Raw genomic sequence first — 22,565 nt, forward strand, 5'->3', positions numbered from 1 at the left:
CAGGGCTTGCCGCCCCGGTGACAGGGCTTGCGGCCGCCGTGACGTCGGTGGTGCCGACGGAGTCCACCCAGCAGGCGCTGGGGTACCCGTCGCTGTTCCTGCTGGTGCTGATCGGGGCGCTGGTCCCGGTGGTGCCGACGGGTGCGCTGGTCAGTTCGGCGGCGGTGGTCGCCTTTCACCAGACGGCGCCGTTCGCGCCGGCGCTGGTGTTCGGGACCGCGTCGCTGGCCGCGTTCCTCGGGGACGGAGCGCTGTACTGGCTGGGGCGGCGCGGGCTCGGGTCGAAGAACGGCTCGCGCTGGCTGGAGGCGATCCGCTCGCGCGCGCCGGAGGACCGGCTGGTGCAGGCGCAGGAGAAACTCGCCGGCCACGGGGTGGCGGTGCTGGTGCTGTCCCGGCTGGTGCCGGCCGGACGCATACCGGTGATGCTGGCCTGCCTGCTGGCCAAGTGGCCGCTGCGCCGCTTCTCCCGCGGCAACCTGCCGGCCTGCCTCGCCTGGGCGGCGACGTACCAGCTGATCGGCGTTCTCGGCGGCTCGCTCTTCCCCGAGCCCTGGGAGGGCGTGCTCGCCGCGATCCTCCTGACGGTGCTCCTCGGCACGGCACCGAGCCTGTGGCGCCGCCTTCGGCGGACGGCGCCCGCACACCGCGCGAACTGAGCAGCCGGGGGCGGGACCCGCCGCGAGTTCCCGCCGACGACTCGGCCCTCTGCGGCCGCCCTGCTCGGCACCGGCCGGGACCGTCCTGGCCCGGCGGCCCCGTCCTCATCGGCCCCCGGCTCGGCCGGTGCCGGTGCCGGTGCCGGCTCGTTCAGAGCTCGTGCCGGTCCAGCACTCGTGCACCTCCGACCGGCAGGTCCCACAGGTCTTCGCGGGGCAGGGAGGCCTTCTCCCAGGCCGTGCGGACTCTTGTGAGGGGTTCCAGGACGGGTTCGGCGGAGAGGACGAAAGTGCCCCAGTGCATCGGGGCCATACGGCGGGCACCGAGGTCCTGAGTGGCCTGGACCGCCTCCTCGGGGTCGCAGTGGACGTCGCTGAGCCACCAGCGGGGGTCGTAGGCGCCGATGGGGAGCAGGGCGAGGTCGATGCCGGGGTAGCGGCGGCCGATGCGGGAGAACCAGTGGCCGTATCCGGTGTCGCCGGCGAAGTAGAGGCGCTGTCCGTCGGGGGCGGTGAGCACCCAGCCGCCCCACAGACTGTGACAGGTGTCGGTCAGGGTCCGCTTGGACCAGTGGTGGGCGGGCACGAAGTCGAAGCGGACGCCGGACAGTTCGGCCGCCTCCCACCAGTCCAGCTCGGTGACGTGGGTGAACCGGCGCCGCTGGAACCAGCGGCCGAGCCCGGCCGGGACGAACACCGGTGTGTCGCGCGGGAGTAGGCGCAGGGTGGGCGCGTCGAGATGGTCGTAGTGGTTGTGGCTGATGACGACCGCGTCGACACGCGGCAGGGCGTCCCAGGCCACCCCGGGCGGGGTGATGCGGGTGGGGGTGCCGATGATGCGGCGGGACCAGACCGGGTCGGTCAGCACGGTCAGCCCGCCGATCCGCACCACCCAACTGGCGTGTCCCACCCAGGTGACGGCGACGGTGCGGGCGTCGACCCGGGGCAGCGGACTGGGCTCGTAGGGCAGCAGCGGGATGTCGGCCAGGCCTTCCCTGCCCGGCCGTACGGCACCCTCGCGGGCGAACCGGGCCATGGCCTTGAGGCCGGGCAGCGGTGCGGTGAGCCGGTCGTGGAAGGTGCGCGGCCACACCCGCCGCTCGCCCAGCGGCCGGGGCTCGGCGAGCGGCGGGAAGGGGGAGAGCGGGGAGGCGAGGGCGGCCGGGGCCACGGGGTCGCCGAGCTCCCGGGTACTCATGGTCGTGGTCGTGGTCATGGACGTGGTCGACTCGGACTGCTGCGTCATCGAGGAGGCTCCCATCGCTGAGCGTCGTCGCGGAGATCGTCGAAGACCGACCTCAAAGAGATCAACGCGCGTTGCACGTGCGGCAGTTCCAACGGCGCGGGTGACGTGAGGCATTCCGCGCGCTCCTCGTCCGTGCCGCCTAGCAGTTCCGCGGTGGACAGCCGCACCCGCAGTGCACCGAGGTCGTCGCCGAAGCGGTGGCCGCCCGGCGCGGGCAGGGCGAGGCGGGCACCCAGGACGTCCTCCAACTCCTGCGCGTCACCGACCCCGTGGGCGGCCAGCGCCGAGCGCAGGGGACCCAGGTCGGCGTAGAGATGGCGGCCGGCCTGCGGCAGCCGGGCAAAGGCGCCTCCGGCGACCACGGTGGCGTGCACGGCGCGGGCCACGCGCGCGTGCAGGCGGACGGATGCGCTCAGGCGCGCGGTGACGGGGTCGGGTTCGTCGAGGGCGTAGGCGGCGGCGACGGCGACCGGTTCGGCGATGCGGGCGTCCAGCGCGGTGAGGACGTCGAGCACGCGCGCGTGGAGCGCGTCCCCGGTACCTCCGGCGGGAAAGCGGGCGATCGCGGCGGGCCAGCCGGCGGGCAGGAAGGCGCCGGCGAGGTCCGTGACGACGGTGACCCGTTCGGGCAGCATCTCGGCGGGACTGAGCAGCACCGTCTCGTGCGGTGCGTGCACGGTGTCGCGCCAGGTCTCGTCGCTGACCAGGTGCAGCCCCTCGCCCGCGGCGGCCTCGACGGTCTCGTGCAGCACCTCGGGCGGCGCGACGGTGGCGGTGGGGTCGTCGGCGACGGACAGCACCAGCAGCCGCGGATCACCGCCCTCGGCGCGGACCCTGCGGACGGTCTCCAGCAGGGCGTACGGGTCGGGTACGCCCCCGCACTCGGCCGGAGTCGCCACATGAAAGACGGGCCTGCCCAACAGGCGTGCGTACGGAGCCCACCAGGCCGCGCACGGCCGGGGCACGAGAACGTCGCCGCCCAGCGCGGCGGTCAGCGCGAGCAGCAGGGACGGTGCGGCGGGCGCGGCGGCCACGCGGTCGGGGCCAGTGGTCAGGCCGCGGCGCATCCAGTAGCCGCAGGCCGCGTCCAGCAGCGCCGTGCCGCCGCCGATCGGTCTCTCCCGTCTCCGGCCGGCCGCTGCGGCGAGCGTGGCGGACAGCTCCGGCAGTACGGGCAGGCCGTCGTCGGGGAGGGCCGACGGCCCGTAGCGGACGGGGCCGTGACCTTCGGGGTCCGTCCGCCGCATGGGTACCTCCGCGCAGTCCCTGGTGCCGTACCGTGCCGTGTCGTCCGCCGTCGGGCCGTGCGAGTCCTGGGTCCGCCACGCGGGTCCGCGGATCCGTCCCCGGGAGACCGGTGGTCCGTGCGTGTGGCGCGGGCCTTGCTCTCGGCCTATCGAGTACCCCTGTCGGCGCCGCCTCATGGCCGCCCGGGCGGGTCGCGAAGGTCACACGAGACTTCGCGGTCCCGCGGCGCCGGCGGCCGCGCTCAGCCGTACGCCCTCCCGCGGTGCCACATCCGGTGCGCCGCGGCGCCGAACGCCGCCGCGATCAGTGCCCCACCGCCGATCAGCGCCGGCAGTGACGAGGTGAACGCGCCGCCCGCACCGGCCTGTACGGCCTGTACGGCGTGCCCGTCCACCGCCCCTGCGCACGCCCGGTCGGCGCGGCCGGCACAGGACGGTCCGGGGTCGCGGGAGACGGGGTCACGCGACACGGGGTCACGGGTGGGGTCGTGGGTGGGGTCGTGGGGTGCCGGGAGACGGTCGGTGTCGGGGGACGCCTGGTCGCGCGAGGGTGCCCGGGAACTCGCGTCGTGGGTCGGGGTGCGCGAGGCCCGGTCGCGGGCGGGATCGCGCGGCGCGGCGGTGCGGGTGGCGCCGGACGTCGGCTCGCGCGACAGATCGCGCGCTGCGTCGTAGGTCGGGGTGAACGTCGGGGTGAACGTCGGGGAGTACACCGGATCCTCGGCCGGGCCGTACGGAACGTTGCCCTGGGTGGGGACCTGGGCGGGATCCGGGATGAGGTCCTCTGTGGGGTCCTGGGCGGGGTCCTGGATCGGGTCCTGGGCGGGGTCCTGGGTGGGGTCCTGGGTGGGGTCCTGGGCGGACTGGTCGCGGGCGGGGTCGTGGGCCAGCGCGTCCTCCAACACCGGATCGGTGGAGGCGTCCTGGAGCGTCTCATCGAACCAGGGCACCTCGGGCTCCGGTCCGGGCGCGACCGGGACGCTGCGCTCGCCGCGAGAGTCCGCCGAGGACGTCGTCGCACAGGAGCCGCCGGGAACGACGGCGCCGGGCGGCTCGCACGCGGTGAACGTGAGGGGGGTGAGGCCACCGCCGGGGCGCGCGGTGTCCGCAGCGGCCCGCGCGGCCGGGTTCGCGGAGGCGGTCGTGGCGGCGGAGCCCGCTATGAGGCCGGCCAGGACGGCGGCGGACAGGACACGGGGGGTGGTTCGGCGCATGGGCGGGGCTCCTCGGACCGGCAGCGGCTGAGGGTACGGAGTCCGTGCCCTCCGCAGCCATCACAGCCGCTCCCGCCCCGGGCCGCGCGCGGCCGAGCCCCATTCGCGGTACACCAACGGCCTATCGGGTGACACCCGGGGCCGCACGCCACCGGCACGGGACCCACGTGAGGCCGCCGGGCACGGGGCCCACGTCCGTGCGCCGGACGCGCGGCCCGCGCCCCTGCGCCGGGCGCGCCGTACGGGGTGCGCGGTGCGCGGCCTATGCCGCCTCCTGCATCACCTGGTCGCGCAGCCGGTCGCAGCACCGGCTGATCAGCCGGGACACGTGCATCTGCGAGATGCCAAGCTGCTCGGCGATCCGGCTCTGCGTCATGTCGCCGAAGAAGCGCATGTAGAGGATGGCCCGCTCCCGCTCGGGCAGCGCCGCCAGCCGGGGCCTGACGGCCTCGCGGTCCACCACGGTGTCCAGCGCGGGATCGGGCGAGCCGAGGGAGTCGCTCAGGGAGTAGCCGTCCTCGCCGCCGGGCAGTTCCGCGTCGAGGGAGAGGGCGGCGAAGCTCTCCAGGGCCTCCTGGCCGACCCGGACGTCCTCCTCGCTCATCCCGGTGTGCTCGGCGATCTCGGCGACGGTGGGCCGGCGGCCCGAGATGGTCTGGGAGAGGTCCTGGGAGGCGAACCGGACGCGGTTGCGCAGGTCCTGCACCCGGCGCGGCACGTGCAGCGTCCACATGTGGTCGCGGAAGTGCCGCTTGATCTCACCGGTGATGGTGGGGACGGCGTAGCTCTCGAAGGCGTTGCCGCGCTCGGGGTCGTAGCGGTCGACGGCCTTGACCAGGCCGAGGGCGGCGACCTGGCGCAGGTCCTCGAAGCTCTCGCCGCGGCTGCGGAAGCGGCCGGCGAGCCGGTCGGCCATGGGCAGCCAGGCCTCGACGATCCGGTCGCGCAGGGCGTCGCGCCGCTCGCCCGCGGGGAGCGCGGCGAGCCGCTGGAAGGCTTCCGCGGTGTCGGGGGCGTCGTCGTGGGGGTGCTGCCTCGCGCTCGCTTGAATTCGCATGGTGCGTCGCAACTCCCTTGGAGTGCTCTGGGATGGACGGTCACCGTGGAAGCGCTGCCGGGTTCCGGGGTCCGGACGGCCGCACGCAGGGCGGCGGCGCGCCGCGCCGCTCCCACGGACGTGCCTCCGGTCCGAAGCACTGAGTCTGCGCCTGCCCCCGGCCGCCGGGGGCAAACACCGGGACGTGAGGAGGAGCGGCCGTCGCGCCGGCCGCCGCATCCCGCCGGGGAAAGGCCGTGTTGGCTCCCCCTGCACGGGTACGCGGGGGCCACCCCCGACGATCTGGAGGGAGACATGCAGCGAGGCAGTGACCGGCTGAGTGTCCACCGTGACGACGAGATGAAGCACGAACTTCAGGGCCTGCTCAGGTCCGGCCATCCCACGCGGAGCGAGGAGTGGCACGACCCGGAGCCGACCGCCGACGACGACCCCGAGGTCTGGGGCGGACCGGTGGCCCCGGGCGGGTCCCGGGCGTCCCTGGAGACCGTCCGCCTGGAGCTGGCCAAGATCCTGGGCCGCAGCGCCTTTCCGGCGACCCCGGGCGAACTGGGCCACGCCCTGCGCCGCAAGAACGCGCCCGACGCGCTGGTCGAGGCGGTGGAACGGCTGCCGCGCAAGGCGCGCTACGCCAACGTTCAGGAACTGGCGAAGGAGCTGACCCACACTGCGCGGCCCGGCCGGGAGGACCGCGCATAGGCCCCGCCCAAAGGGGTGCCGCAGGCGTCGTCGTACGCACGACCGCGGCACCCCCGCCGGCCGGGACAGGGAGCCACACGGGCAGCCGCGCCGAGGACGGCCCGCCGGTCGCCATGGTGAGCCTGGGAGACCCGGCCGGGGCACGGGAGGCGCAGTCGGCGCCGGCCGACATCAGCCGGGCCGAGCCGGACGCCAGGACGACCGCATGAGCCGCGGACCGGCCACCGAGATCGCCGACGGTGGCGCCACCGTCGACGTCGGTGAGGTCACGACCGGCCACCTCCCCCACGGACTCCTGCGGTGCACGAGGCGACCGCTCTGTGGGACGTGCGGACGGCCGTCGACAGCGACCGCGGGGCAAGCCGGTCGAGCGGCACATCCACAGCTTCCGGGAGTCACTGCCGTTCGCGGCGCCGGCGTCGCTGATGTGCCAAGCGCACCCGGCGGGCGCGGGAGACACAGCGAAGACCCGGACACGACGGGCACTCGGAACACGGCGGGCACGGGGAACAAGCGAAGAAGCGGCGCGCGCGGGCGCACGACTCCGCCGGCTCGCACAGACTCGCACAGACTCGCACAGAAAGGACGTTGAACCATCATGCGCATCGCATTTCTGACCGCGCCCGAGGGCGTCGAGCAGGTCGAGCTCACCAAGCCGTGGCGGGCGGCCAAGGATGCGGGCCACGAGCCCGTGCTGGTGTCGACGAAGCCCGGCGAGATCCAGGCGTTCAACCATCTGGACAAGGCGGACACGTTCGCCGTCGACGAGGTCGTCGGGGACACCTCCGCCGACTCCTTCGACGGGCTGGTCCTGCCGGGCGGCGTGGCGAACCCGGACTTCCTTCGCATGGACGCGAAGGCCGTCGCCTTCGTGAAGGCCTTCTTCGAGCAGGGCCGTCCGGTGGCCGCGATCTGCCACGCGCCGTGGACGCTGGTCGAGGCCGACGTCGTGCGCGGACGGGTGCTGACCTCGTGGCCGAGCCTGCAGACGGACATCCGCAACGCGGGCGGCACATGGGTCGACGAGCAGGTGAAGATCTGCGACCACGGTCCGAACAAGCTGGTCACCAGCCGCAAGCCGGACGATCTGAAGGCGTTCTGCGAAGCCTTCCTGGACGTGCTGGCCGGGAAGGCGGGCTGATCAGCCCGCTTTCCGGGATGCCGGGCGCCCGCCGACGCGCCGCAGGAAGCGCGCCGGCGGACACGAACCGGGGGATCACGAGCGGGCAGTACCGCCCGGAGAGATGCTGCCGCTCGGGAAGGTCAGGGAGGTACCGGCCGCTCAGGCGGATGCCGGCCGCTCAGGTGCGGGGAGCCGCCGACTCCCCGCATCCACGTTCCCGGGCTCCCTCGCGGGTGCGGCTCGCGGCGACCGTACGGCGCGGGTTGCGCCGCAGGTACTCGCCCTCGAGCTGGGCCATGCGCTCGTTGTGGGCCCGCAGCGCGTCGTTCGAGCCGTACAGCAGCGTGTCGTGGCGCGTGCGGTGGATGGTCTCCAGCTCCTTCATGAGCTGCTGGTCGTCCAGCCGGCCCGGGTCGACTCCGGTCATCGTGTTGCCCCGCTCGTCGTGTTCGTTCATGCCGTCCGGGTACCCGCCCGGCGTGCACTACCACCGAACGGCATCCGGGAGGGAGCCATGGATCTCGCCTACCTGAATCCACTGTACGAACACCCGGGCCCCTGGGCCTCCGTGTACGTCGACACCTCCCGGCACGCGGAGGACACCCCCCACGAGCTGCATCTGACGGCCCAGGCGATGGTGCGCGAGCTGTCGGGGCAGGGCGCGGACGAGGCCACCTGCCGGGCCGTGGAAGGTGCGGTCGAGGATCTGCGCCACTCCCCCGACCCGCACGGCCGGGCCCTGTTCGCGCGAGGCGGCGCCGTCGTCCTCGACCCGCATCTGGCCCGTCCGCCGCAGGGCGGCAGCCGGGCGGAGTGGGCGCCGCTGCCGCGGGTGGCGCCGCTGCTTGATCTGGCCGGCGAGGACCCGCTCGCGATCGTGGCGTACGTCGACCGCAAGGGCGCGGACTTCGAGCTGCGCAGCGCGCTGGGGCGGCAGAAGGCCGGCGCGGTGGTGGGCCGGCAGTGGCCCATCCACCGGACGAGCAGCGTCGACTGGTCGGAGCGGCACTTCCAGCTGAAGGTGGAGAACGCCTGGGAGCACAACGCGGCGGAGATCGCCGACGCGCTCAGCGTCTGCCAGGAGGAGAGCGGGGCCGACCTTCTGATCATGGTCGGTGACGAGCGTGAGCGGCGCGAGGTGCGCGACCGGCTGCCCAAGCGGCTGCACGCCCGCGTGGAGGAGGCCGCTCACGGTGCCGGCAGCAGGCTGCTGGACGAGGACCTGGAGCGGATCCGCGCCGAGCACGTGCGCCGTCGCGTCGAGGCCGAGCTGGACCGCTTCCGGGCGGCCCGCACGCCGGACGACGAGGGCCGGGCCGGGGCCGTGGAGGGTGTGCCGGCGCTGGTCGAGGCGGCCCGTGAGCACCGCCTGGAGGAGCTGCTGATCCGCCCGGACGGCGCCGACAACCACCGTGAGGTGTGGATCGGCGAGGACCCGGACCAGCTGGCGGTGCGCCGTACGGAACTGAAGATCCTCGGCGAGCAGCACTCCTGGTCGGCTCGTGCCGACGACGTCCTGATCCGCTCCGCGGTCACCACGGACGCCACGGCCCTGTCCCTGGCCCCGCTGCCCCCGACGGCGGGCGAGGACACCCCGGCGGGCGGCCTGGGCGCCCTCCTCCGCTGGAAGTGACCGAACCGGCCGGGTGCGGAGCCACTCCTCCGCCCGGCCGTCGCCACCGTCCACGGCGCCCGTCCACCGAGCCGGTCCACCGCCCGTCCCACGGAGGGGCCCCGTCCACCGCCCGGTCCCGGGGAGGGGCCGACGGGAGAGGCGGGAGGGACGGAGACAGGTGGACGCCGATCTCCGACAGCCCATCCGGGCGGCCGGCGAACCCGGTCATCGGCCGGACCCGCTCGACGGCTACCGGTCCCGCTCGACCGCTACCGGACCCGCTCGGCCGCTACCGGACCCGCTCGACCCGGCGTTCGTCCCAGACGGGCTCCACGGTCTCGCGGACGCGGCCGTCGCTGCCGAAGACCAGGTAGCGGTCGAAGGAGCGGGCGAACCAGCGGTCGTGGGTGACGGCCAGGACCGTGCCCTCGAATGCCTCCAGGCCCTCCTGCAGGGCCTCGGCGGATTCGAGGTCGAGGTTGTCGGTCGGCTCGTCCAGCAGGAGGGCCGTGGCACCGGCCAGTTCCAGGAGCAGGATCTGGAAGCGGGCCTGCTGACCGCCGGAGAGACGGTCGAAGGTCTGTTCGGCCTGGTTGGTCAGCTCGTAGCGGCGCAGCCGGGACGTGGCGGCGCCGCGGTCCTGGGCGTGCTCCTTCCACAGGATGTCCAGCAGGGTGCGGCCCCGCAGCTCGGGGTGCGCGTGGGTCTGGGCGAAGTGCCCGGGGACCACGCGGGCGCCGAGCTTCCACTGCCCGGTGTGCGCCACGTCCTCGCCGGCCAGCAGCCGCAGGAAGTGCGACTTCCCCGAGCCGTTGGAGCCGAGGACGGCGACCCGTTCACCGTAGAAGACCTCCAGGTCGAAGGGTTTCATCAGGCCGGTCAGTTCCAGGCCCGTGCAGGTGACGGCGCGCACTCCGGTGCGGCCGCCCTTCAGGCGCATGCGGATGTCCTGCTCGCGGGGAGGCTCCGGCGGCGGCCCGGCCTCCTCGAACCTGCGCAGCCTGGTCTGCGCGGCCTGATAGCGGGAGGCCAGCTCGTGGCTGACGGTGGCGGCCTGCCGCAGGCTCAGCACCAGCTTCTTCAGCTGCGCGTGCTTCTCGTCCCAGCGCCTGCGCAGCTCCTCGAAGCGGGCGAACCTCTCGCGCCGGGCCTCGTGGTAGGTGGCGAAGCCGCCGCCGTGCACCCAGGCGTCGGCCCCGGCCGGCCCGGGTTCGACCGAGACGATCTTCTCGGCGGCGCGGGCGAGGAGTTCGCGGTCGTGGGAGACGAACAGCACCGTCTTGCGGGTTTCCCCGAGGCGTTCCTCCAGCCAGCGCTTGCCGGGGACGTCGAGGTAGTTGTCCGGCTCGTCGAGCAGCAGCACCTCGTCGGTGCCGCGCAGCAGCGCCTCCAGGACCAGCCGTTTCTGCTCGCCGCCCGACAGGGTCCGCACCTGCCGCCACTGCGCCTTCTCGTACGGCACACCGAGCGCGGCCGTGGTGCACATGTCCCACAGGGTCTCCGCCTCGTAGCCGCGGGCCTCCGCCCAGTCGGCGAGCGCCTGCGCGTACCGCAGCTGGGCGGCCTCGTCGTCGACGGTCATGATGGCGTGCTCGGCCGCGTCGACGGCCTGGGCGGCCTGCCGGATCCGCGGCGGGGCGACGGACACCAGCAGGTCGCGTACGGTCGTCTCGTCCCGCACCGATCCCACGAACTGCCGCATCACGCCGAGGCCGCCGCTGACGGTGACCGTGCCCCCGTGCGGCTTCAGCTCGCCGGAGATCAGCCGGAGCAGTGTCGTCTTGCCCGCGCCGTTCGGGCCGACGAGGGCCATCACGGCCCCTTCTCCCACGCGGAAGGACACATCGCCGAGCAGTGCCCTCCCGTCGGGCAGGCAGTACTCCAGGTGCGCGGCTTCCAGATGTCCCATGGGCACGCATTCTGCGGGCGGTCCGGACTGCGCGGCAAACGCTTATCCGGCCCCACCGTCCCGCCCCGCCGCCCGGCCTCGCCCGGCGATCTCACCTGTCGGCCCCGAGCGATCTCGTCTGCCGGCCCGAGTGATCTCGTCTGCCGGCCCGAGCGTCTCGCCGTCGGCCCGGACGGGCCGCCCCGCCGGACCGCCCTCCCCCGCGGGCGACACGACCGCGCCCGCCCACGACAGGGCGTTCCACCCGTCGGCAGGCGAGCCGTCCAGGATCACCACGCCGATGTTGCGCAGCCGGTGGGCGGCGGCGAAGTCCGCGTCGAGGTTGTGCGCGCGCACCGCGGTCCACAGCCGGATCGCCGCGCCGTGGCTGACCATGGCGACGGTCCTCGCTCCGCTGCCGGCCGCCTCGGCGACCACCGCGTCGTACCGTGCCAGCACCTCGGCGCCGGTCTCCCCGCCCGGCCCCGCCATCCGCAGGCCGGTGTTCCCGGCGGCCCAGGCCAGCACCGTACGCATGTACGCCTGTCCGCGCTCGGAGTCGCCCGGCTCCATCTCCAGCTCGCCGGCGCACAGCTCGCGGATGCCGTCGCGGACGATCAGCCCGAGTCCGCGCGCGGCGGCCAGCGGGGCCGCGGTGAGCTGGGTGCGCACGAGGGTGGAGGCGTAGAGGGCCTCGATGTCCTCGTCGGCCAGCGCCTGTGGCAGCGCGGTGGCCTGCCGCTCGCCGAGGTCGGTAAGGCCGGGGCCCGGGACCGTGGTGTCCAGCAGGAAGTCCACGTTGGACGGGGTCTGGGCGTGGCGGACGAGGAGCAGACGCATACGAGGCTTCCGGACGAAGGTGAGCGGGCGGGCAGCGCCCGGCGCACACCGCGCACAAGAAACGGCCACTTCAGGGTAACGGTCCCTGTATGAGCCCAGACGTCGACCTCACCACCCCGAAGACCGGTGCGCACGCGGTACTCAAGCGCCTGCTCGCCCTGGACTGCCGCCTGTTCGAGTTCACGGCCGAGCGGCACTGGCCCGGCGCCGAGCCCATGCTGCCGCGGCTGAGCCGGAGCGCCAACCACGGGGTGCTGTGGTTCGCGGCGGCGGCCGCCGTCGCGGCCAGCCGCACCCCGCGCGCCCGCCGTGCCGCGGCCCGGGGTCTGGCCTCCCTGAGCCTGGCCTCCCTGACCATCAACACGCTGGGCAAGCGCTCGGTGCGCCGGCCCCGCCCCGTCCTCGACCCGGTGCCGATGGTGCGCCGGCTCAAGCAGCAGCCGATCACCACATCCTTCCCGTCCGGTCACGCGGCGTCCGCGGCCGCGTTCGCGACGGGCATGGCCCTGGAGTCGCCGGCCTGGGGCGCGGCGGTGGCCCCGGTCGCGGCCGCCGTCGCGCTCTCCCGCGTCTACACCGGCGTGCACTTCCCGAGCGATGTGCTGGCGGGTGCCGCCCTGGGCGCGGGCGCCGCGTTCGCGGTGCGGGGCATGGTGCCCACGCGCGCCCAGATCACCGTGCCCGCCCGGCCCCGCGCCGATGTGCCGCCGCTGCCCGAGGGCGAGGGGCTGGTGCTGGTGGCCAACAACGCCTCCGGCACCGCGGACCGGGCCCGCGCGCTGCGGGACGCGCTGCCCAGGGCGGAGGTCGTCGAGTGCGAACCGGAAGACGTCCCCGCGGAGTTGGAGAAGGCGGCGGGCCGGGCCCGGGTGCTCGGGGTGTGCGGCGGCGACGGCACCGTGAACGCGGCGGCCGAGGTCGCGCTGCGCCACGGCCTGCCGCTCGCGGTGCTGCCCGGCGGCACCCTCAACCACTTCGCCTACGACCTGGGCGTGGAGGACGCGCGGGACCTCGGCCGGGCCGTGGAGCAGGGCGAGGGTGTGCGGGTGGACGTGGGCCGCTTCACCGCCGGGAGGAAGCGGGGCATCTTCCTCAACACCTTCAGCCTGGGCGTCTACCCGGAGCTGGTGCGCGAGCGCGAGCGCTGGTCGGACCGGATCGGGGGGTGGCCGGCCGGGGTGCTGGCGGCCCTGAAGGTGCTGCGCGCGGACCGCCATCCGCTGGAGGCCGAGTTCGACGGCCGGCGCCGTCCGCTGTGGCTGCTGTTCGCCGGTAACGGCACATACCACCGCATGGGGCTCGCGCCGGGCCGCCGGCTGGATCTCGCGGACGGCCGGCTCGACGTCCGGGTGGTGCACGGGGGCCGCAGGCCGGCCCTGCGGCTGCTGTCCGCGGCCTTCGCCGGTCCGCTGACCCGCTCCCCCGCCCACGCCGCGGTCCAGGTGGGCAGGCTGCACCTGACCGGCGTCGCGCCGGGCACCCTCCTCGCCTACGACGGGGAGGTCATGGAGGTCGAGGACGAACTGCGGCTGGAGAAGCTGCCGGAGGCGCTGACGGTGTATCGCCCGCTGCCGCAGAGCTGACCGTGAGCCCAAAGGGAGCCGAAGGTGAGCCGAAGGCCGGGCGACCATGGCCGATTGTCCGTCAGTCCACATGTCAAAACGCGGGTCTCATCATTCGGCATGCGCGCGTACCGTGATCCGTACCGCCCCGGGGCCGAGGTGACCCCGGGGACCCGGTACGACCGAAGGGGTACAGCCATGCCGAAACCAAGGGAGACGGCCGTCTACACGCACGGGCACCACGAGTCCGTGCTGCGTTCCCACACCTGGCGCACCGCTGCCAACTCCGCGGCCTACCTCCTCGGCTCGCTGAAGCCCCACATGAAGATCCTCGACATCGGCTGCGGCCCGGGCACCATCACCGCCGACCTGGCCGCACTGGTCCCCGAAGGGCATGTCACGGGCGTCGACCGGGCCCCGGGGATTCTGGAGCAGGCCCGGGCCACCGCCGCGGAGCGCGGGGCGGCCAACACCGACTTCGCGGTCGCGGACGTGCACGCCCTGGACTTCCCGGACGACACCTTCTGCGTCGTCCACGCCCACCAGGTGCTCCAGCACGTGGGCGATCCCGTGCAGGCGCTGCGCGAGATGCGGCGGGTGACCAAACCGGGCGGCCTCGTCGCCGTCCGGGACGCGGACTACGCGGCGATGACCTGGTACCCCGAGGTGCCCGGACTGGACGGCTGGCTGGAGCTGTACGAGCGGGTGGCCCGCGCGAACGGCGGCGAGCCGGACGCCGGACGCCGGCTGAGGTCCTGGGCGCTGGCGGCGGGCTTCACGGACGCCGGCGTCACGGCCACCTCAAGTACCTGGACCTACGCCACCGCAGCCGAGCGCGAGTGGTGGAGCGGGCTGTGGGCCGACCGGACGCTGGCGTCGGCGTACGCCGAGCGCGCCACCGCGGGCGGTCACGCCACCGCGGAGCAACTGCGGGCCGTGTCGGAGGCCTGGCGGGAATGGGGACGGCGCGAGGACGGCTGGTTCGCCGTCCTGCACGGAGAGATTCTGTGCCGCAGGTGAGCCTGATCGCCGGATTACGGGAAACCCGGACAGCAGGAGGTTCATCATGGTTCCCATCCTGCTGGTACTGCTTCTGGCGCTGATTCTCTTCGGGGCCGGGTTCGCGCTGAAGGTGCTCTGGTGGATCGCACTGGTGGTACTCGTCGTCTGGCTGCTGGGTTTCCTGGTCCGTGGTACGACCACGGCCGGAGGCAGGGGCCGCTGGTACAGGTGGTAGTCACTCCCGGGGAAGCAGCGGTCCCAGCGGCCCGAGGTCCAGATTGAGGTCCTCGGGCCGCAGCCCGTAGCGGTCACGAAGTTCGGCCATGCGGTCCTCCAGGAGCATCAGCGTGAGGCCGATCCGCTCCTCCTGATCCTCGGTCAGGTCACCCACGTCGAAGCGGCGCAGGGCCTGCCCCTCCATCAGCTGGCGCAGCAGCTCGACTACGGTGAGAACGAGCTTCACCAGGTCCCGTTCCACGGTGTCGGGCTCCAGTTCCAGGCGCTTGCGCGGGCTCACGGCGACTCCTCGACGGCCTCGAAGGGGGACGGCACGTTTGCGTTCACCGAGCTGATCAGCGCGTTCAGATCGATACGGACGAGATCGACGTCCGCGATGCGCAGGGTGATGTCCCCGGTGATGACGACCCCGCCGGCCAGCAGCCGGTCGAGCAGGTCGACCAGGGCGATCTCACGGCGTTCGACGACCGTCATGTCTCCTCCCCCGGCGATTCCCCGGCGAAGGAGTACGCCGCCCAGGGGCCGGTGAGCTCCACGCGCAGCCCCGGCACGTCGTCCTTCGTGCGGTCCACGAGTTCCACGAACTCCTCGGAATGGCCGCGCGGCACGAGATAGGCGGCGTTGAGCACGTTGCGTCCGGCCGCGCCGGAGAGCGCGGCGTTCTGCGGGGCGTGCAGCCGGGAGTCCTCGGCGAACGCCGAGAGTTTCCCGTGCAGAGCCGTCGCGAAGCCCTCGGCCTTCTGCCACAGGTCCTCGTGGGTCCTGGTCTGCTGCCGCCGCCGGCGCAGATAGTCCCGGCCCGACGTGGGCTTGGGCGCGGGCACCGCGCTCTCCTGGGGCTGTTCGGTCTCGACGTAGACCTTGACGCCCCACTCCACGCGCCCCTCCAGGCGCTCCAGGGTGTCGCGGATGTGCTCCTCACGGGCCTCGATCATGGTGCGCACCGCGCTGTCGTCCCGGAAGACCGTGGCCAGGCGCAGGGGCAGCGGCGTGGTGACGACGGTGAGCGCGTCGATCACGCCCTGGTGGGCGCGGGCGGTGGCGGCGAGCCAGTCCAGGTCCTCCAGATGGGCGCGCAGCGGCTCCTCGGCGAAGTCCTGTTCCGGCACCTCGCTGAGGACGGCCACCAGGCCGTGGTGGGTCAGCAGCTTGGCCGGGGCGCCCCCGACCCCGGTCAACTCGGCCTGGAGGGGCGCCCCGAGGGGACGGCAGACGGCGTAGACGTACCGCAGTCCGGTCATGGTGCCTCCTTCGGGAGCCTACGGCCGGAACGGCCGGTGCCCAGCTCCAGTTCCTCGAGGCGCGCCAGCCGCTCGCGCAACTCGGCGTTCTCCCGGGCGAGTTCGTCGCGCCGGGCCCGGGAGGAGAGCGCCGGGTCGCTCTCCCACCAGTCGATGCCCATCTCCTTGGCCTTGTCGACCGAGGCCACGACGAGCCGGAGTTTGATGGTGAGCAGTTCGATGTCGAGCAGGTTGATGCGGATGTCGCCCGCGATGACGACGCCCTTGTCGAGTACGCGCTCAAGGATGTCGGCGAGGTTGGCGCCGCTGCTCGGGCCGTAGGGGTCGGGCAGCCTGCTCGGCGTCGTCATCGGCGGCTACCACCCTTGGCGTACTCGTACTCGTCCTGCTCCTCTTCCTCGAACTCCCCTTCCGGCTCCTCCTCGGCGCCCTCCTCCTCGTACTCGCCGTTCTCGTCCTCGGCGCTCCCGTCCTCGGCGCTCTCGTCCTCGGCGTACGGGCCCTCCTCCTCGTCCTCGTACGGCTCCTCCTCTTCCTCGTCCTCGTAGCCGGGCTCTTCCTCCTCCTCCGGCTCCTCCTCGCCCTCTGCGCCTTCTTCCTCTGCGCCTTCTTCCTCGGCGCCTTCTTCCTCGGCGCCCTCCTCCTCGGCACGCTCCTCCTCGAGCGCGTCCTCGTGGCTGCGGACGACCTCGCCGTCGCGGATCTCACCGCGCCAGCCGTCCTCCGCCTCTGCCTTGAAGGTGATGAAACGGGCGAAGTTCTTCAGGTCGAGCCGGGCTCGGCGGCCCTGGGCGCGCCAGATGTTGCCGGTCTTCTCGAACAGGCCGCTCGGGTAGTACTCCATGACCAGCAGGACGCGGGTGAGGTTGTCCTCCAGCCGGTGGAAGGAGACGACACCCTTGGTGGTGCCCTTGGCGCCCTCCGACGTCCACTGGATGCGGTAGTCCGGTATCTGCTCGGTCGTCGTGGCCTTCCAGCTGCGGTTGGACCAGAACACCTTCAACTGCCAGTCGGAGGTGGTGTCGTCGGCGCGGTTCGCGCTCTTGACGCCCTTGGCGAAGGTGCTGAAGTCCTGGTACTGGGTCCACTGGTCGTAGGCCGTGCGCAGCGGCACTCCGACATCGATGTACTCGATGATGACGGTGGGCTTGTTGCCCCCGCCGCCCTTGCGCTTGCCCTTGCCGCCCCCGAGGTTCTTCAGTGCGCCCATGACCTTGTCCTTGGCTCGCGAGCCGCCCACCTCCAGCGCGGTGCGCAGCGGGCCCTTGCCCTCCGCGATCTTGCGGCCGGTGTCGAGGGCGAGCTTGGCGAAGCCGGGGCTGTTGCCCTCGGCGATGTCGTTCAGCTTGCCGGTGGTCTGGCCGAGCTTGTGGCCGAAGCCGACGAGCAGCCGCTGGGCCTGGGCGCCGAGGTACTCCTGCACCTCTGCCTTGAGCCGGTCGGCGGCCTCACTGTGCGCCAGATCGGAGAGGGGACTGTCCTTCGCCGCGCCGCCCGCCGCCTTGCCTGCGGCGGAGGTCGCGGATCCGAGGGCCTCGGTCATCGTTCACCGCCACCCTTCGCCGGCCGGGAGCGGGTCGCGCTGCCGGCCGAGGCCGTCCTCTTCGCGGCCGACCGCCCGGCCGCGGTCTTCTTCGCCGCCGCCTTCCTGGCAGGGGCCTTCTTCGCCGGCTTCTTGGCCGGCGCCTTCCTGGCGGTCTCGCCGGTCTTCTTCGCCGGCGCCCTCCGCGCGGTCTCCTTACGGGCCCGTCCGGACTCGCCCTCGGGCTCCTGCTCCTGTCCGGAGTCGTCCGCGGCCTTCGGCTCCCGCTCGTCGGCCTCGCGGCCCTCCCGGTCCTCGTACTCGTCCCGGCCGCCGTCCCCGGTGTCCTCCTCGTCGCCGCCGGTGTCCGGGACGACGCCCGCGAGCTCGTCACGGACCTGTGTGGTCCGGCCGTGCAGCCGGTCGGCGAGCGCCGTCATCTGCCGCTCGACCATCGCGCCGGAGGCGGCCTTGCCCACGCCCCGCAGGTCCTGGCGCAGCTGGTCCCCGATCTCCTTGAACTGCGGGTTGTCCTTGAGCTGCTTGTTGACCAGGTCCGCGATCCCGCGCGGGCCGAGGTTCATCTTCTTGCCCGCCACCAGACTGCCGACGGCGAGGGCGAGTTTCGCCTTCTTCGTACGTCCCAGGAGGTATCCGGCCCCTATCGCGAGGCCGAGTCCCACTCGATTCATCGTGCCGTCCCCTCGCCTGTCCCCGCGCCCCCGCGCAGGCCGATCTCCAGCCGGTCCAGGAGCTCGTCCTCCTGTTGGCCGAACTCCTCCTCGGTGATCTCTCCCGCCTCCAACCGTGCTTCCAGCTGGGCGAGTTCGGCCCGTACCGTGGCCGGGTCGTAGTAGATGCGCTCCGCTTCGCGCAGCACCTGTCTGATCGCCCAGGCGCTGCCGCGCGCCGGTGCGAACGGCAGCAGCAGCACCTCCGAGATCAGTCCCATGGCTTTACTCCGCTCCCGCGTCGGCTCCCGCCGTGGTGCCCGCCGGCTCGGCCGGGCCGGGCTCTACGAAGCTGTAGGGCGGCAGCGGGCCGTTGACGCGTAGTTCGAGATGGGGCAGGTCCTTGCGGGCCTGTTCGACGGCGGCCAGGAAGTCCTCCGCCGAGTTCCGGTCGACCAGGAAGGACGCGTTGACCAGCCAGCCCGTGGACTGCGGACCCTCGCTGAGGGCGGCCGCGGCGGGCTGCAGCGCGCGCACCACCTCGGCGGCGTCACCGGCCTCCCGGGCCTGCACCGCGGCGGCGACCATCTCGCCCAGCCGGATCTTGTCGTCGTAACTTCCGCCGCCCGCCTGCCGGTTGGCCTCGGCCTGCGCCCGGATGCCGGGGTTCTCGGCCATCACGCGGTGCAGCACGGCCTCCTCGACATGGCTGCCCTTGACGTTGTACTCGACCTTGCCGTCCAGCGCCTGCAGGCGCTCCTTGTAGTGCTCGGCGCGCTCGGTGAGCACGCCGGTGACGGAGTCGTCGTCCGGGGCGACACTGCCGAACCGCATGGGCAGCACACAGCCGGCCGCACCGGCCTCGCTGAGCACGCTCTGATGGGCGAGCAGGTCCTTGCGTTTGGGGCGCAGTCCCTCGGGCGCCTCGCTGACGACCGCGGCCAGCTCGCCCGCCTTCAGAACGCGGACCAGGCGCGGCGGGTCGCCGACACCGCCCATGCCCTCCGGCAGCGCGGGATGCGAGGCGGCCGTGATCCCGTAGACGTACGTGCTCACTCCTGCTCCTCCTTCCTGCGTGCCGACGTGGTCCTGCGCGCCCGCGGCCGGGACTGGGTCTCGCCCGAGCTCTCGTCACGGGCCTGCTTGAACGCGTCGGATATGGTCTCGGCGGCGCCGGACAGCGCCCCCTTGGACTTGCCGCGCGCGCCGGACTCGGTGACCTCGCCGACGATGTCGGGCAGACCGGGGGTCTTGTGCGGGCCCGACTCCAGGTCGAGCCGGTTGCACGCCTCGGCGAACCGCAGATACGTGTCCACGCTGGCGACGACCACCCGTACGTCGATCTTCAGGATCTCGATGCCGACGAGGGAGACCCTCACGAACGCATCGATCACGAGCCCCCTGTCGAGGACGAGTTCCAATACGTCGTAGAGGCCACTGCTGCCGCCTCCGCCGCCGGATGTCTGTGCCGGGACAACGGTCATGCCGACCGTACCTCCAAGTCTGTGTGCGGGATTGCGAATCTGGTTGCGGGCGGGCGGCCTAGCGGCCGCCGGACCGGTGTGCGTCGGCTCGTCCGCGTTCGTAGCGGCGCAGGCGCCGGTAGCCGGTGAGCTGGCCCTCGTCGTCGAGTTCGACCAGGTAGCTCGCCATCAGGCTCATGGTGTCGGGGACCCGGGCGAGTTCGAGGACCTCGACCTCCAGGGACCAGCCGTCCTCCGTCTGCTCGAAGGACGTGACGGACTCGGCGGTCAGGTTGGTCAGCTCGGCGAACTGGGCGCGCGCCTCGCGCAGCACCTCCATCGGCCGCGGCCGGCGCGCCGTCGCACGGTTGTCGTCTTCGGTATGTGACTCCTGTGATTTCTGTGGCTCGCGTGAGTCCTGCGACTCTGATGTGTTTTTTGTATTCGCCATGGCCACCTCTCCTCTCCGTGTGGCCGCAGGTTCCTTGGCCAAACCTTCGAGGGCGCAGCCATCCCCGGCGCAGGGCGTTCCACCTGCGCACGGGCGGTATGTGCATCAGCCACGTAATGCGGTGAGACGGCGGCGCGCCGGTTCCGGGGCGCCGCCGCGGCCGAGCGCGCCGGCCCGGGGATGGGCGCGGGCCTGGTCCACGGCGTCGGAGATGGTCCGGCGCCGGGGGCCGAGGCCGGGGTCGTCGAGCTGGTCCCGGGAGACCGGGACGGCGACCGGCGCGCCGGGCCGGGCGCGGACGGTGAAGAGGGCCTCCGCGGTCTGGGCACAGCCGTTGCGCTGCACGTCGAGGTGGAGGCGGCGGCGGTCGGACCGGGAGAGCCAGCGGTGCAGGGTGAGGCACGCCTGGTCCGCCGGACGGACGAGCGTGGCGGGGTTGTCGCACACCGTGTGCGTGACCGTGTCACCTTTCGTGTACTCCTCGGCGGCGCCGTCCCCGGTCACCGCCATCGCCCCGGTCACCGCCGTCGCCCCGGTCACCGCCGTCGCCCCGGTCACCGCCGTCGCCCCGGTCACCGCCGTCGCCCCGGTCACCGCCGTCGCCCCGGTCACCGCTGCCGCCCCGGGCGCCGCCGCCCCGGGCGCCGCCGCCAGGGAGAGCACCTTTTCCGGCCGGTGCACCTCCACCGTGCGCCGGCCGGCCCGCACCGTGCGGGGCGCATCGCTCACCGCACCACCGCCTCCTCCACCAGCAGCCGCGCGGAGGCCGCGATCGACTCCGCGTCGATCCCCGCCGCGTGCAGCTGCTCGGCGGGCGAGGCCGAGCCGGGCATCGTACGGACGGCCAGCCGCACCAGGCGCGGCACCGGGCGCCCGTCCAGGAAGGCGTCGAGGACGGCGTCTCCGAGGCCGCCCTCCTCGCGGTGGTCCTCGACGGTGAGCAGACAGCCGGTGTCCTCGGCGGCCCGCCGGAGCGTTTCCCGGTCGACGGGCTTGACCGAGTACAGGTCGATCACGCGGACCGCGATGCCCTCCTGGCCGAGGGCGTCGGCGGCGGTGAGCGCCTCGTGCAGGGTCACGCCCGCGGCGACGATCGTCAGCCGGTCCCGGACGGAGGAGCGCAGCACCTTGCTGCCGCCGACCGGGAAGTCCTCCTGCGGCCCGTAGAGCACCCGGCTCTCGCCGCGCGAGGTGCGCAGATAGCGGATGCCGTCCAGGCCGGCCATCTGCGCCACGAGCTTCGCGGTCTGATTGGCGTCGCTCGGGTACAGCACCGTCGAGCCGTGGAGCGCCCGCATCATCGCCAGGTCCTCCAGACCCATCTGGCTGGGTCCGTCCTGTCCGATGGCGACGCCCGCGTGGGAGCCGTTGAGGTTGATGCCGGAGCCGCTGACGGAGGCCATCCGCACGAAGTCGTGGGCACGGGTCAGGAAGGCGGCGAAGGTGGAGGCGAACGGCACCCAGCCGCGCCGGGCCATCCCGACCGCCGCGGCGACCATCTGCTGCTCGGCGATGTAGCACTCGAAATAGCGGTCGGGGTGCTCCTTGGCGAAGAACTCCGAGCGGGTGGAGTCGCCGACCTCGCCGTCGAGGGCCACGACGTCGCCGCGTGCGGTGCCGAGCGCGGCGAGCGCCTGGCCGTAGGCGTCGCGGGTGGCCACCTCCTCGCCCTTGTCCCAGCGGGGCAGTTCGAGGCTGCCGTCACCGACGGCGTGCAGCGACCGGACGGTGGGCGGCTCGTGGACGTGCACGCGGATGTCGCGGACACCGCCGAGTTCCTCGATCGCCTCCCCGGCGTCCTTCAGCGGCTTGCCGTGCATTCCCTCGCGGTCCTCCGTCTCCTTGGCGCCCTTGCCCTTGAGGGTGCGGGCGATGATCGCGGTGGGCTGCCCCTTGGTGGAGATCGCCTCGCCGTAGGCGCGGTCGACGGCGTCCACGTCGTGGCCGTCGATCTCGACCGTGTGCCAGTCGAAGGCGCGGAAGCGGCGGGCGTAGGCGTCCAGGTCGTGGCCGTGCCGGGTGGGGCCGCGCTGGCCGAGGCGGTTGACGTCGACGATCACGGTCAGGTTGTCGAGGTGCTCGTACCCGGCGCTCTCGGCGGCCTCCCAGATCGAGCCCTCGGCCATCTCGCTGTCGCCGCACAGCACCCACACCCGGTAGTCGGCGTGGTCGAGCCGCTTGCCGGCCAGCGCGATGCCGACGCCGATGGGCAGTCCCTGTCCGAGGGAGCCGGTGGCAGTCTCCACCCAGGGCAGCCGCTGCGGCGTGGGGTGCCCCTCCAGGCGGCTGCCCAGCTTGCGGAAGGTGAGCAGTTCCTCGTCGTCGATCGCGCCGGCCGCCTTGAACGCGGAGTACAGCAGCGGGGAGGCGTGTCCCTTGGACAGCACCAGGCGGTCGTTGCCGGGGTGCTCGGGCCGGCCGAAGTCGTAGCGGAGGTGGTTGGCCAGCAGGACGGCCACCAGGTCGGCGGCGGACATGGAGGACGTGGGGTGCCCGGAGCCCGCCGCGGCGGCGGCCCGCACGCTGTCGACGCGCAACTGCTGCCCGAGGTCGACGAGTTCAGCGGTGTTCATGAGTCTCCTTCTGCGGGGATGTCGTCTTGCCTGACCGGACCGGGGGCACGGTGGGGTGTGGCCGGTGCGGAAGGCCGGGGACCGGGCTGGTTCTTCGCGGGCTCACCGCCGGGCTGGTTCTTCGCCGGTTCGCCGCCCGGCTGGTTCTTCGCGGGCTCGCCACCCGGCTGGTTCTTCGCGGGCTCGCCACCCGGCTGGTTCTTCGCGGGCTCGCCACCCGGCTGGTTCTTCGCGGGCTCGCCGCCCGGCTGGTTCTTC

The 22,565-nt window shown here is 73.3% G+C and carries 25 protein-coding genes and 2 pseudogenes; 8 read left to right on the plus strand and 19 right to left on the minus strand.

The window, feature by feature from the left end:
* Positions 1 to 17: 17 nt before the first annotated feature.
* Positions 18 to 659, plus strand: coding sequence for a DedA family protein (locus tag ACH4UM_RS21945; RefSeq protein ID WP_398182098.1), 642 nt, complete (start codon positions 18 to 20; stop codon positions 657 to 659).
* A gap of 151 nt (positions 660 to 810) precedes the next feature.
* Here the strand turns inward: ACH4UM_RS21945 and ACH4UM_RS21950 are convergent, their stop codons facing one another.
* From ACH4UM_RS21950 to ACH4UM_RS21965, 4 genes are all read right to left on the minus strand, one after another.
* Positions 811 to 1,905 (minus strand): MBL fold metallo-hydrolase, encoded by a 1,095-nt coding sequence (locus ACH4UM_RS21950; RefSeq protein ID WP_398181738.1) that lies wholly within the window; start codon positions 1,903 to 1,905, stop codon positions 811 to 813.
* Positions 1,902 to 3,152: an aminotransferase class I/II-fold pyridoxal phosphate-dependent enzyme gene (locus ACH4UM_RS21955; protein WP_398181741.1), complete on the minus strand. Its 1,251-nt coding sequence runs from the start codon at positions 3,150 to 3,152 to the stop codon at positions 1,902 to 1,904. Before ACH4UM_RS21955 ends, ACH4UM_RS21950 begins: the two co-directional genes overlap by 4 nt.
* A gap of 242 nt (positions 3,153 to 3,394) precedes the next feature.
* Positions 3,395 to 4,366: a hypothetical protein gene (locus tag ACH4UM_RS21960; RefSeq protein ID WP_398181744.1), complete on the minus strand. Its 972-nt coding sequence runs from the start codon at positions 4,364 to 4,366 to the stop codon at positions 3,395 to 3,397.
* Between the two features lie 262 nt (positions 4,367 to 4,628).
* Positions 4,629 to 5,423: an RNA polymerase sigma factor SigF gene (locus ACH4UM_RS21965; protein ID WP_398181747.1), complete on the minus strand. Its 795-nt coding sequence runs from the start codon at positions 5,421 to 5,423 to the stop codon at positions 4,629 to 4,631.
* A gap of 294 nt (positions 5,424 to 5,717) precedes the next feature.
* Between ACH4UM_RS21965 and ACH4UM_RS21970 the strand changes: the two genes are divergently transcribed.
* Positions 5,718 to 6,119 carry a DUF2795 domain-containing protein gene (locus ACH4UM_RS21970; RefSeq protein ID WP_398181750.1) on the plus strand — a complete coding sequence of 134 codons (402 nt, stop codon included), beginning with the start codon at positions 5,718 to 5,720 and terminating at the stop codon, positions 6,117 to 6,119.
* A gap of 598 nt (positions 6,120 to 6,717) precedes the next feature.
* Positions 6,718 to 7,260 carry a type 1 glutamine amidotransferase domain-containing protein gene (locus tag ACH4UM_RS21975; RefSeq protein WP_398181753.1) on the plus strand — a complete coding sequence of 181 codons (543 nt, stop codon included), beginning with the start codon at positions 6,718 to 6,720 and terminating at the stop codon, positions 7,258 to 7,260.
* 160 nt (positions 7,261 to 7,420) lie between these two features.
* Here the strand turns inward: ACH4UM_RS21975 and ACH4UM_RS21980 are convergent, their stop codons facing one another.
* Positions 7,421 to 7,699 (minus strand): DUF6158 family protein, encoded by a 279-nt coding sequence (locus tag ACH4UM_RS21980; protein ID WP_398181755.1) that lies wholly within the window; start codon positions 7,697 to 7,699, stop codon positions 7,421 to 7,423.
* A gap of 57 nt (positions 7,700 to 7,756) precedes the next feature.
* Between ACH4UM_RS21980 and ACH4UM_RS21985 the strand changes: the two genes are divergently transcribed.
* Complete coding sequence (locus ACH4UM_RS21985; RefSeq protein ID WP_398181758.1) at positions 7,757 to 8,875, plus strand: Vms1/Ankzf1 family peptidyl-tRNA hydrolase; 1,119 nt, start codon at positions 7,757 to 7,759, stop codon at positions 8,873 to 8,875.
* A gap of 271 nt (positions 8,876 to 9,146) precedes the next feature.
* On the opposite strand, the gene ACH4UM_RS21990 is transcribed toward ACH4UM_RS21985, so the two are convergent.
* Both ACH4UM_RS21990 and ACH4UM_RS21995 read right to left on the minus strand, forming a co-directional pair.
* Positions 9,147 to 10,766, minus strand: coding sequence for an ABC-F family ATP-binding cassette domain-containing protein (locus ACH4UM_RS21990; RefSeq protein WP_398181761.1), 1,620 nt, complete (start codon positions 10,764 to 10,766; stop codon positions 9,147 to 9,149).
* Positions 10,767 to 10,928: 162 nt separating this feature from the next.
* A pseudogene (locus tag ACH4UM_RS21995) lies at positions 10,929 to 11,585 on the minus strand (histidine phosphatase family protein); the annotation flags it as partial.
* Between the two features lie 89 nt (positions 11,586 to 11,674).
* Here ACH4UM_RS21995 and ACH4UM_RS22000 point away from each other — a divergent pair.
* The 3 genes from ACH4UM_RS22000 (at position 11,675) to ACH4UM_RS22010 (ending at position 14,384) form a co-directional block, all read left to right on the plus strand.
* Entirely contained in the window at positions 11,675 to 13,168 is a 1,494-nt protein-coding gene (locus tag ACH4UM_RS22000) for a bifunctional phosphatase PAP2/diacylglycerol kinase family protein (protein ID WP_398181764.1), read from the plus strand.
* 177 nt (positions 13,169 to 13,345) lie between these two features.
* Positions 13,346 to 14,167: a class I SAM-dependent methyltransferase gene (locus ACH4UM_RS22005; protein WP_398181767.1), complete on the plus strand. Its 822-nt coding sequence runs from the start codon at positions 13,346 to 13,348 to the stop codon at positions 14,165 to 14,167.
* 46 nt (positions 14,168 to 14,213) lie between these two features.
* The gene (locus ACH4UM_RS22010; protein WP_398181770.1) at positions 14,214 to 14,384 is read left to right on the plus strand and encodes a hydrophobic protein; all 171 of its coding nucleotides are present in this window, start codon (positions 14,214 to 14,216) and stop codon (positions 14,382 to 14,384) included.
* On the opposite strand, the gene ACH4UM_RS22015 is transcribed toward ACH4UM_RS22010, so the two are convergent.
* The 12 genes from ACH4UM_RS22015 to ACH4UM_RS22070 form a co-directional block, all read right to left on the minus strand.
* Complete coding sequence (locus ACH4UM_RS22015) at positions 14,385 to 14,666, minus strand: gas vesicle protein K (protein WP_398181773.1); 282 nt, start codon at positions 14,664 to 14,666, stop codon at positions 14,385 to 14,387. It abuts the gene before it with no gap.
* Positions 14,663 to 14,860, minus strand: a complete 198-nt coding sequence (locus tag ACH4UM_RS22020; RefSeq protein WP_398181776.1) for a gas vesicle protein — start codon at positions 14,858 to 14,860, stop codon at positions 14,663 to 14,665. Before ACH4UM_RS22020 ends, ACH4UM_RS22015 begins: the two co-directional genes overlap by 4 nt.
* Positions 14,857 to 15,627, minus strand: a complete 771-nt coding sequence (locus ACH4UM_RS22025) for a GvpL/GvpF family gas vesicle protein (protein WP_398181778.1) — start codon at positions 15,625 to 15,627, stop codon at positions 14,857 to 14,859. Before ACH4UM_RS22025 ends, ACH4UM_RS22020 begins: the two co-directional genes overlap by 4 nt.
* Complete coding sequence (locus tag ACH4UM_RS22030) at positions 15,624 to 15,977, minus strand: gas vesicle protein (RefSeq protein ID WP_398181781.1); 354 nt, start codon at positions 15,975 to 15,977, stop codon at positions 15,624 to 15,626. The genes ACH4UM_RS22025 and ACH4UM_RS22030 overlap by 4 nt, the downstream gene beginning before the upstream one ends.
* Positions 15,974 to 17,170, minus strand: a complete 1,197-nt coding sequence (locus ACH4UM_RS22035; protein ID WP_398181784.1) for an SRPBCC family protein — start codon at positions 17,168 to 17,170, stop codon at positions 15,974 to 15,976. Before ACH4UM_RS22035 ends, ACH4UM_RS22030 begins: the two co-directional genes overlap by 4 nt.
* On the minus strand, positions 17,167 to 17,841 hold the full coding sequence (locus ACH4UM_RS22040) for a DNA primase (protein ID WP_398181787.1): 675 nt from the start codon (positions 17,839 to 17,841) through the stop codon (positions 17,167 to 17,169). Before ACH4UM_RS22040 ends, ACH4UM_RS22035 begins: the two co-directional genes overlap by 4 nt.
* Positions 17,838 to 18,101, minus strand: coding sequence for a gas vesicle protein GvpG (locus ACH4UM_RS22045; protein ID WP_398181789.1), 264 nt, complete (start codon positions 18,099 to 18,101; stop codon positions 17,838 to 17,840). The genes ACH4UM_RS22040 and ACH4UM_RS22045 overlap by 4 nt, the downstream gene beginning before the upstream one ends.
* A 4-nt stretch (positions 18,102 to 18,105) precedes the next feature.
* Positions 18,106 to 18,876, minus strand: a complete 771-nt coding sequence (locus tag ACH4UM_RS22050) for a GvpL/GvpF family gas vesicle protein (RefSeq protein ID WP_398181792.1) — start codon at positions 18,874 to 18,876, stop codon at positions 18,106 to 18,108.
* Positions 18,873 to 19,304 carry a gas vesicle structural protein GvpA gene (locus ACH4UM_RS22055; RefSeq protein WP_398181795.1) on the minus strand — a complete coding sequence of 144 codons (432 nt, stop codon included), beginning with the start codon at positions 19,302 to 19,304 and terminating at the stop codon, positions 18,873 to 18,875. The genes ACH4UM_RS22050 and ACH4UM_RS22055 overlap by 4 nt, the downstream gene beginning before the upstream one ends.
* Before the next feature lie 58 nt (positions 19,305 to 19,362).
* A complete protein-coding gene (locus ACH4UM_RS22060; protein WP_398181798.1) occupies positions 19,363 to 19,734 on the minus strand; it encodes a gas vesicle protein in 372 nt (123 codons plus the stop codon).
* 105 nt (positions 19,735 to 19,839) lie between these two features.
* Complete coding sequence (locus ACH4UM_RS22065; RefSeq protein WP_398181801.1) at positions 19,840 to 20,463, minus strand: hypothetical protein; 624 nt, start codon at positions 20,461 to 20,463, stop codon at positions 19,840 to 19,842.
* A complete protein-coding gene (locus ACH4UM_RS22070; protein WP_398181804.1) occupies positions 20,460 to 22,307 on the minus strand; it encodes a transketolase in 1,848 nt (615 codons plus the stop codon). The genes ACH4UM_RS22065 and ACH4UM_RS22070 overlap by 4 nt, the downstream gene beginning before the upstream one ends.
* Before the next feature lie 57 nt (positions 22,308 to 22,364).
* Here ACH4UM_RS22070 and ACH4UM_RS22075 point away from each other — a divergent pair.
* A pseudogene (locus ACH4UM_RS22075) lies at positions 22,365 to 22,565 on the plus strand (hypothetical protein); the annotation flags it as partial.

The organism is Streptomyces sp. NPDC020801 (assembly GCF_044334385.1).
GTDB lineage: Bacteria > Actinomycetota > Actinomycetes > Streptomycetales > Streptomycetaceae > Streptomyces.

Coding starts and splice junctions, on each gene's coding strand:
- ACH4UM_RS21950 (WP_398181738.1), bottom strand. CDS start 1,905: ATGACGCAGCAGTCCGAGTCGACCACGTCCATGACCACGACCACGACC.
- ACH4UM_RS21955 (WP_398181741.1), bottom strand. CDS start 3,152: ATGCGGCGGACGGACCCCGAAGGTCACGGCCCCGTCCGCTACGGGCCG.
- ACH4UM_RS21960 (WP_398181744.1), bottom strand. CDS start 4,366: ATGCGCCGAACCACCCCCCGTGTCCTGTCCGCCGCCGTCCTGGCCGGC.
- ACH4UM_RS21965 (WP_398181747.1), bottom strand. CDS start 5,423: ATGCGAATTCAAGCGAGCGCGAGGCAGCACCCCCACGACGACGCCCCC.
- ACH4UM_RS21970 (WP_398181750.1), top strand. CDS start 5,718: ATGCAGCGAGGCAGTGACCGGCTGAGTGTCCACCGTGACGACGAGATG.
- ACH4UM_RS21975 (WP_398181753.1), top strand. CDS start 6,718: ATGCGCATCGCATTTCTGACCGCGCCCGAGGGCGTCGAGCAGGTCGAG.
- ACH4UM_RS21980 (WP_398181755.1), bottom strand. CDS start 7,699: ATGAACGAACACGACGAGCGGGGCAACACGATGACCGGAGTCGACCCG.
- ACH4UM_RS21985 (WP_398181758.1), top strand. CDS start 7,757: ATGGATCTCGCCTACCTGAATCCACTGTACGAACACCCGGGCCCCTGG.
- ACH4UM_RS21990 (WP_398181761.1), bottom strand. CDS start 10,766: ATGGGACATCTGGAAGCCGCGCACCTGGAGTACTGCCTGCCCGACGGG.
- ACH4UM_RS22000 (WP_398181764.1), top strand. CDS start 11,675: ATGAGCCCAGACGTCGACCTCACCACCCCGAAGACCGGTGCGCACGCG.
- ACH4UM_RS22005 (WP_398181767.1), top strand. CDS start 13,346: ATGCCGAAACCAAGGGAGACGGCCGTCTACACGCACGGGCACCACGAG.
- ACH4UM_RS22010 (WP_398181770.1), top strand. CDS start 14,214: ATGGTTCCCATCCTGCTGGTACTGCTTCTGGCGCTGATTCTCTTCGGG.
- ACH4UM_RS22020 (WP_398181776.1), bottom strand. CDS start 14,860: ATGACGGTCGTCGAACGCCGTGAGATCGCCCTGGTCGACCTGCTCGAC.
- ACH4UM_RS22025 (WP_398181778.1), bottom strand. CDS start 15,627: ATGACCGGACTGCGGTACGTCTACGCCGTCTGCCGTCCCCTCGGGGCG.
- ACH4UM_RS22030 (WP_398181781.1), bottom strand. CDS start 15,977: ATGACGACGCCGAGCAGGCTGCCCGACCCCTACGGCCCGAGCAGCGGC.
- ACH4UM_RS22035 (WP_398181784.1), bottom strand. CDS start 17,170: ATGACCGAGGCCCTCGGATCCGCGACCTCCGCCGCAGGCAAGGCGGCG.
- ACH4UM_RS22040 (WP_398181787.1), bottom strand. CDS start 17,841: ATGAATCGAGTGGGACTCGGCCTCGCGATAGGGGCCGGATACCTCCTG.
- ACH4UM_RS22045 (WP_398181789.1), bottom strand. CDS start 18,101: ATGGGACTGATCTCGGAGGTGCTGCTGCTGCCGTTCGCACCGGCGCGC.
- ACH4UM_RS22055 (WP_398181795.1), bottom strand. CDS start 19,304: ATGACCGTTGTCCCGGCACAGACATCCGGCGGCGGAGGCGGCAGCAGT.
- ACH4UM_RS22060 (WP_398181798.1), bottom strand. CDS start 19,734: ATGGCGAATACAAAAAACACATCAGAGTCGCAGGACTCACGCGAGCCA.
- ACH4UM_RS22070 (WP_398181804.1), bottom strand. CDS start 22,307: ATGAACACCGCTGAACTCGTCGACCTCGGGCAGCAGTTGCGCGTCGAC.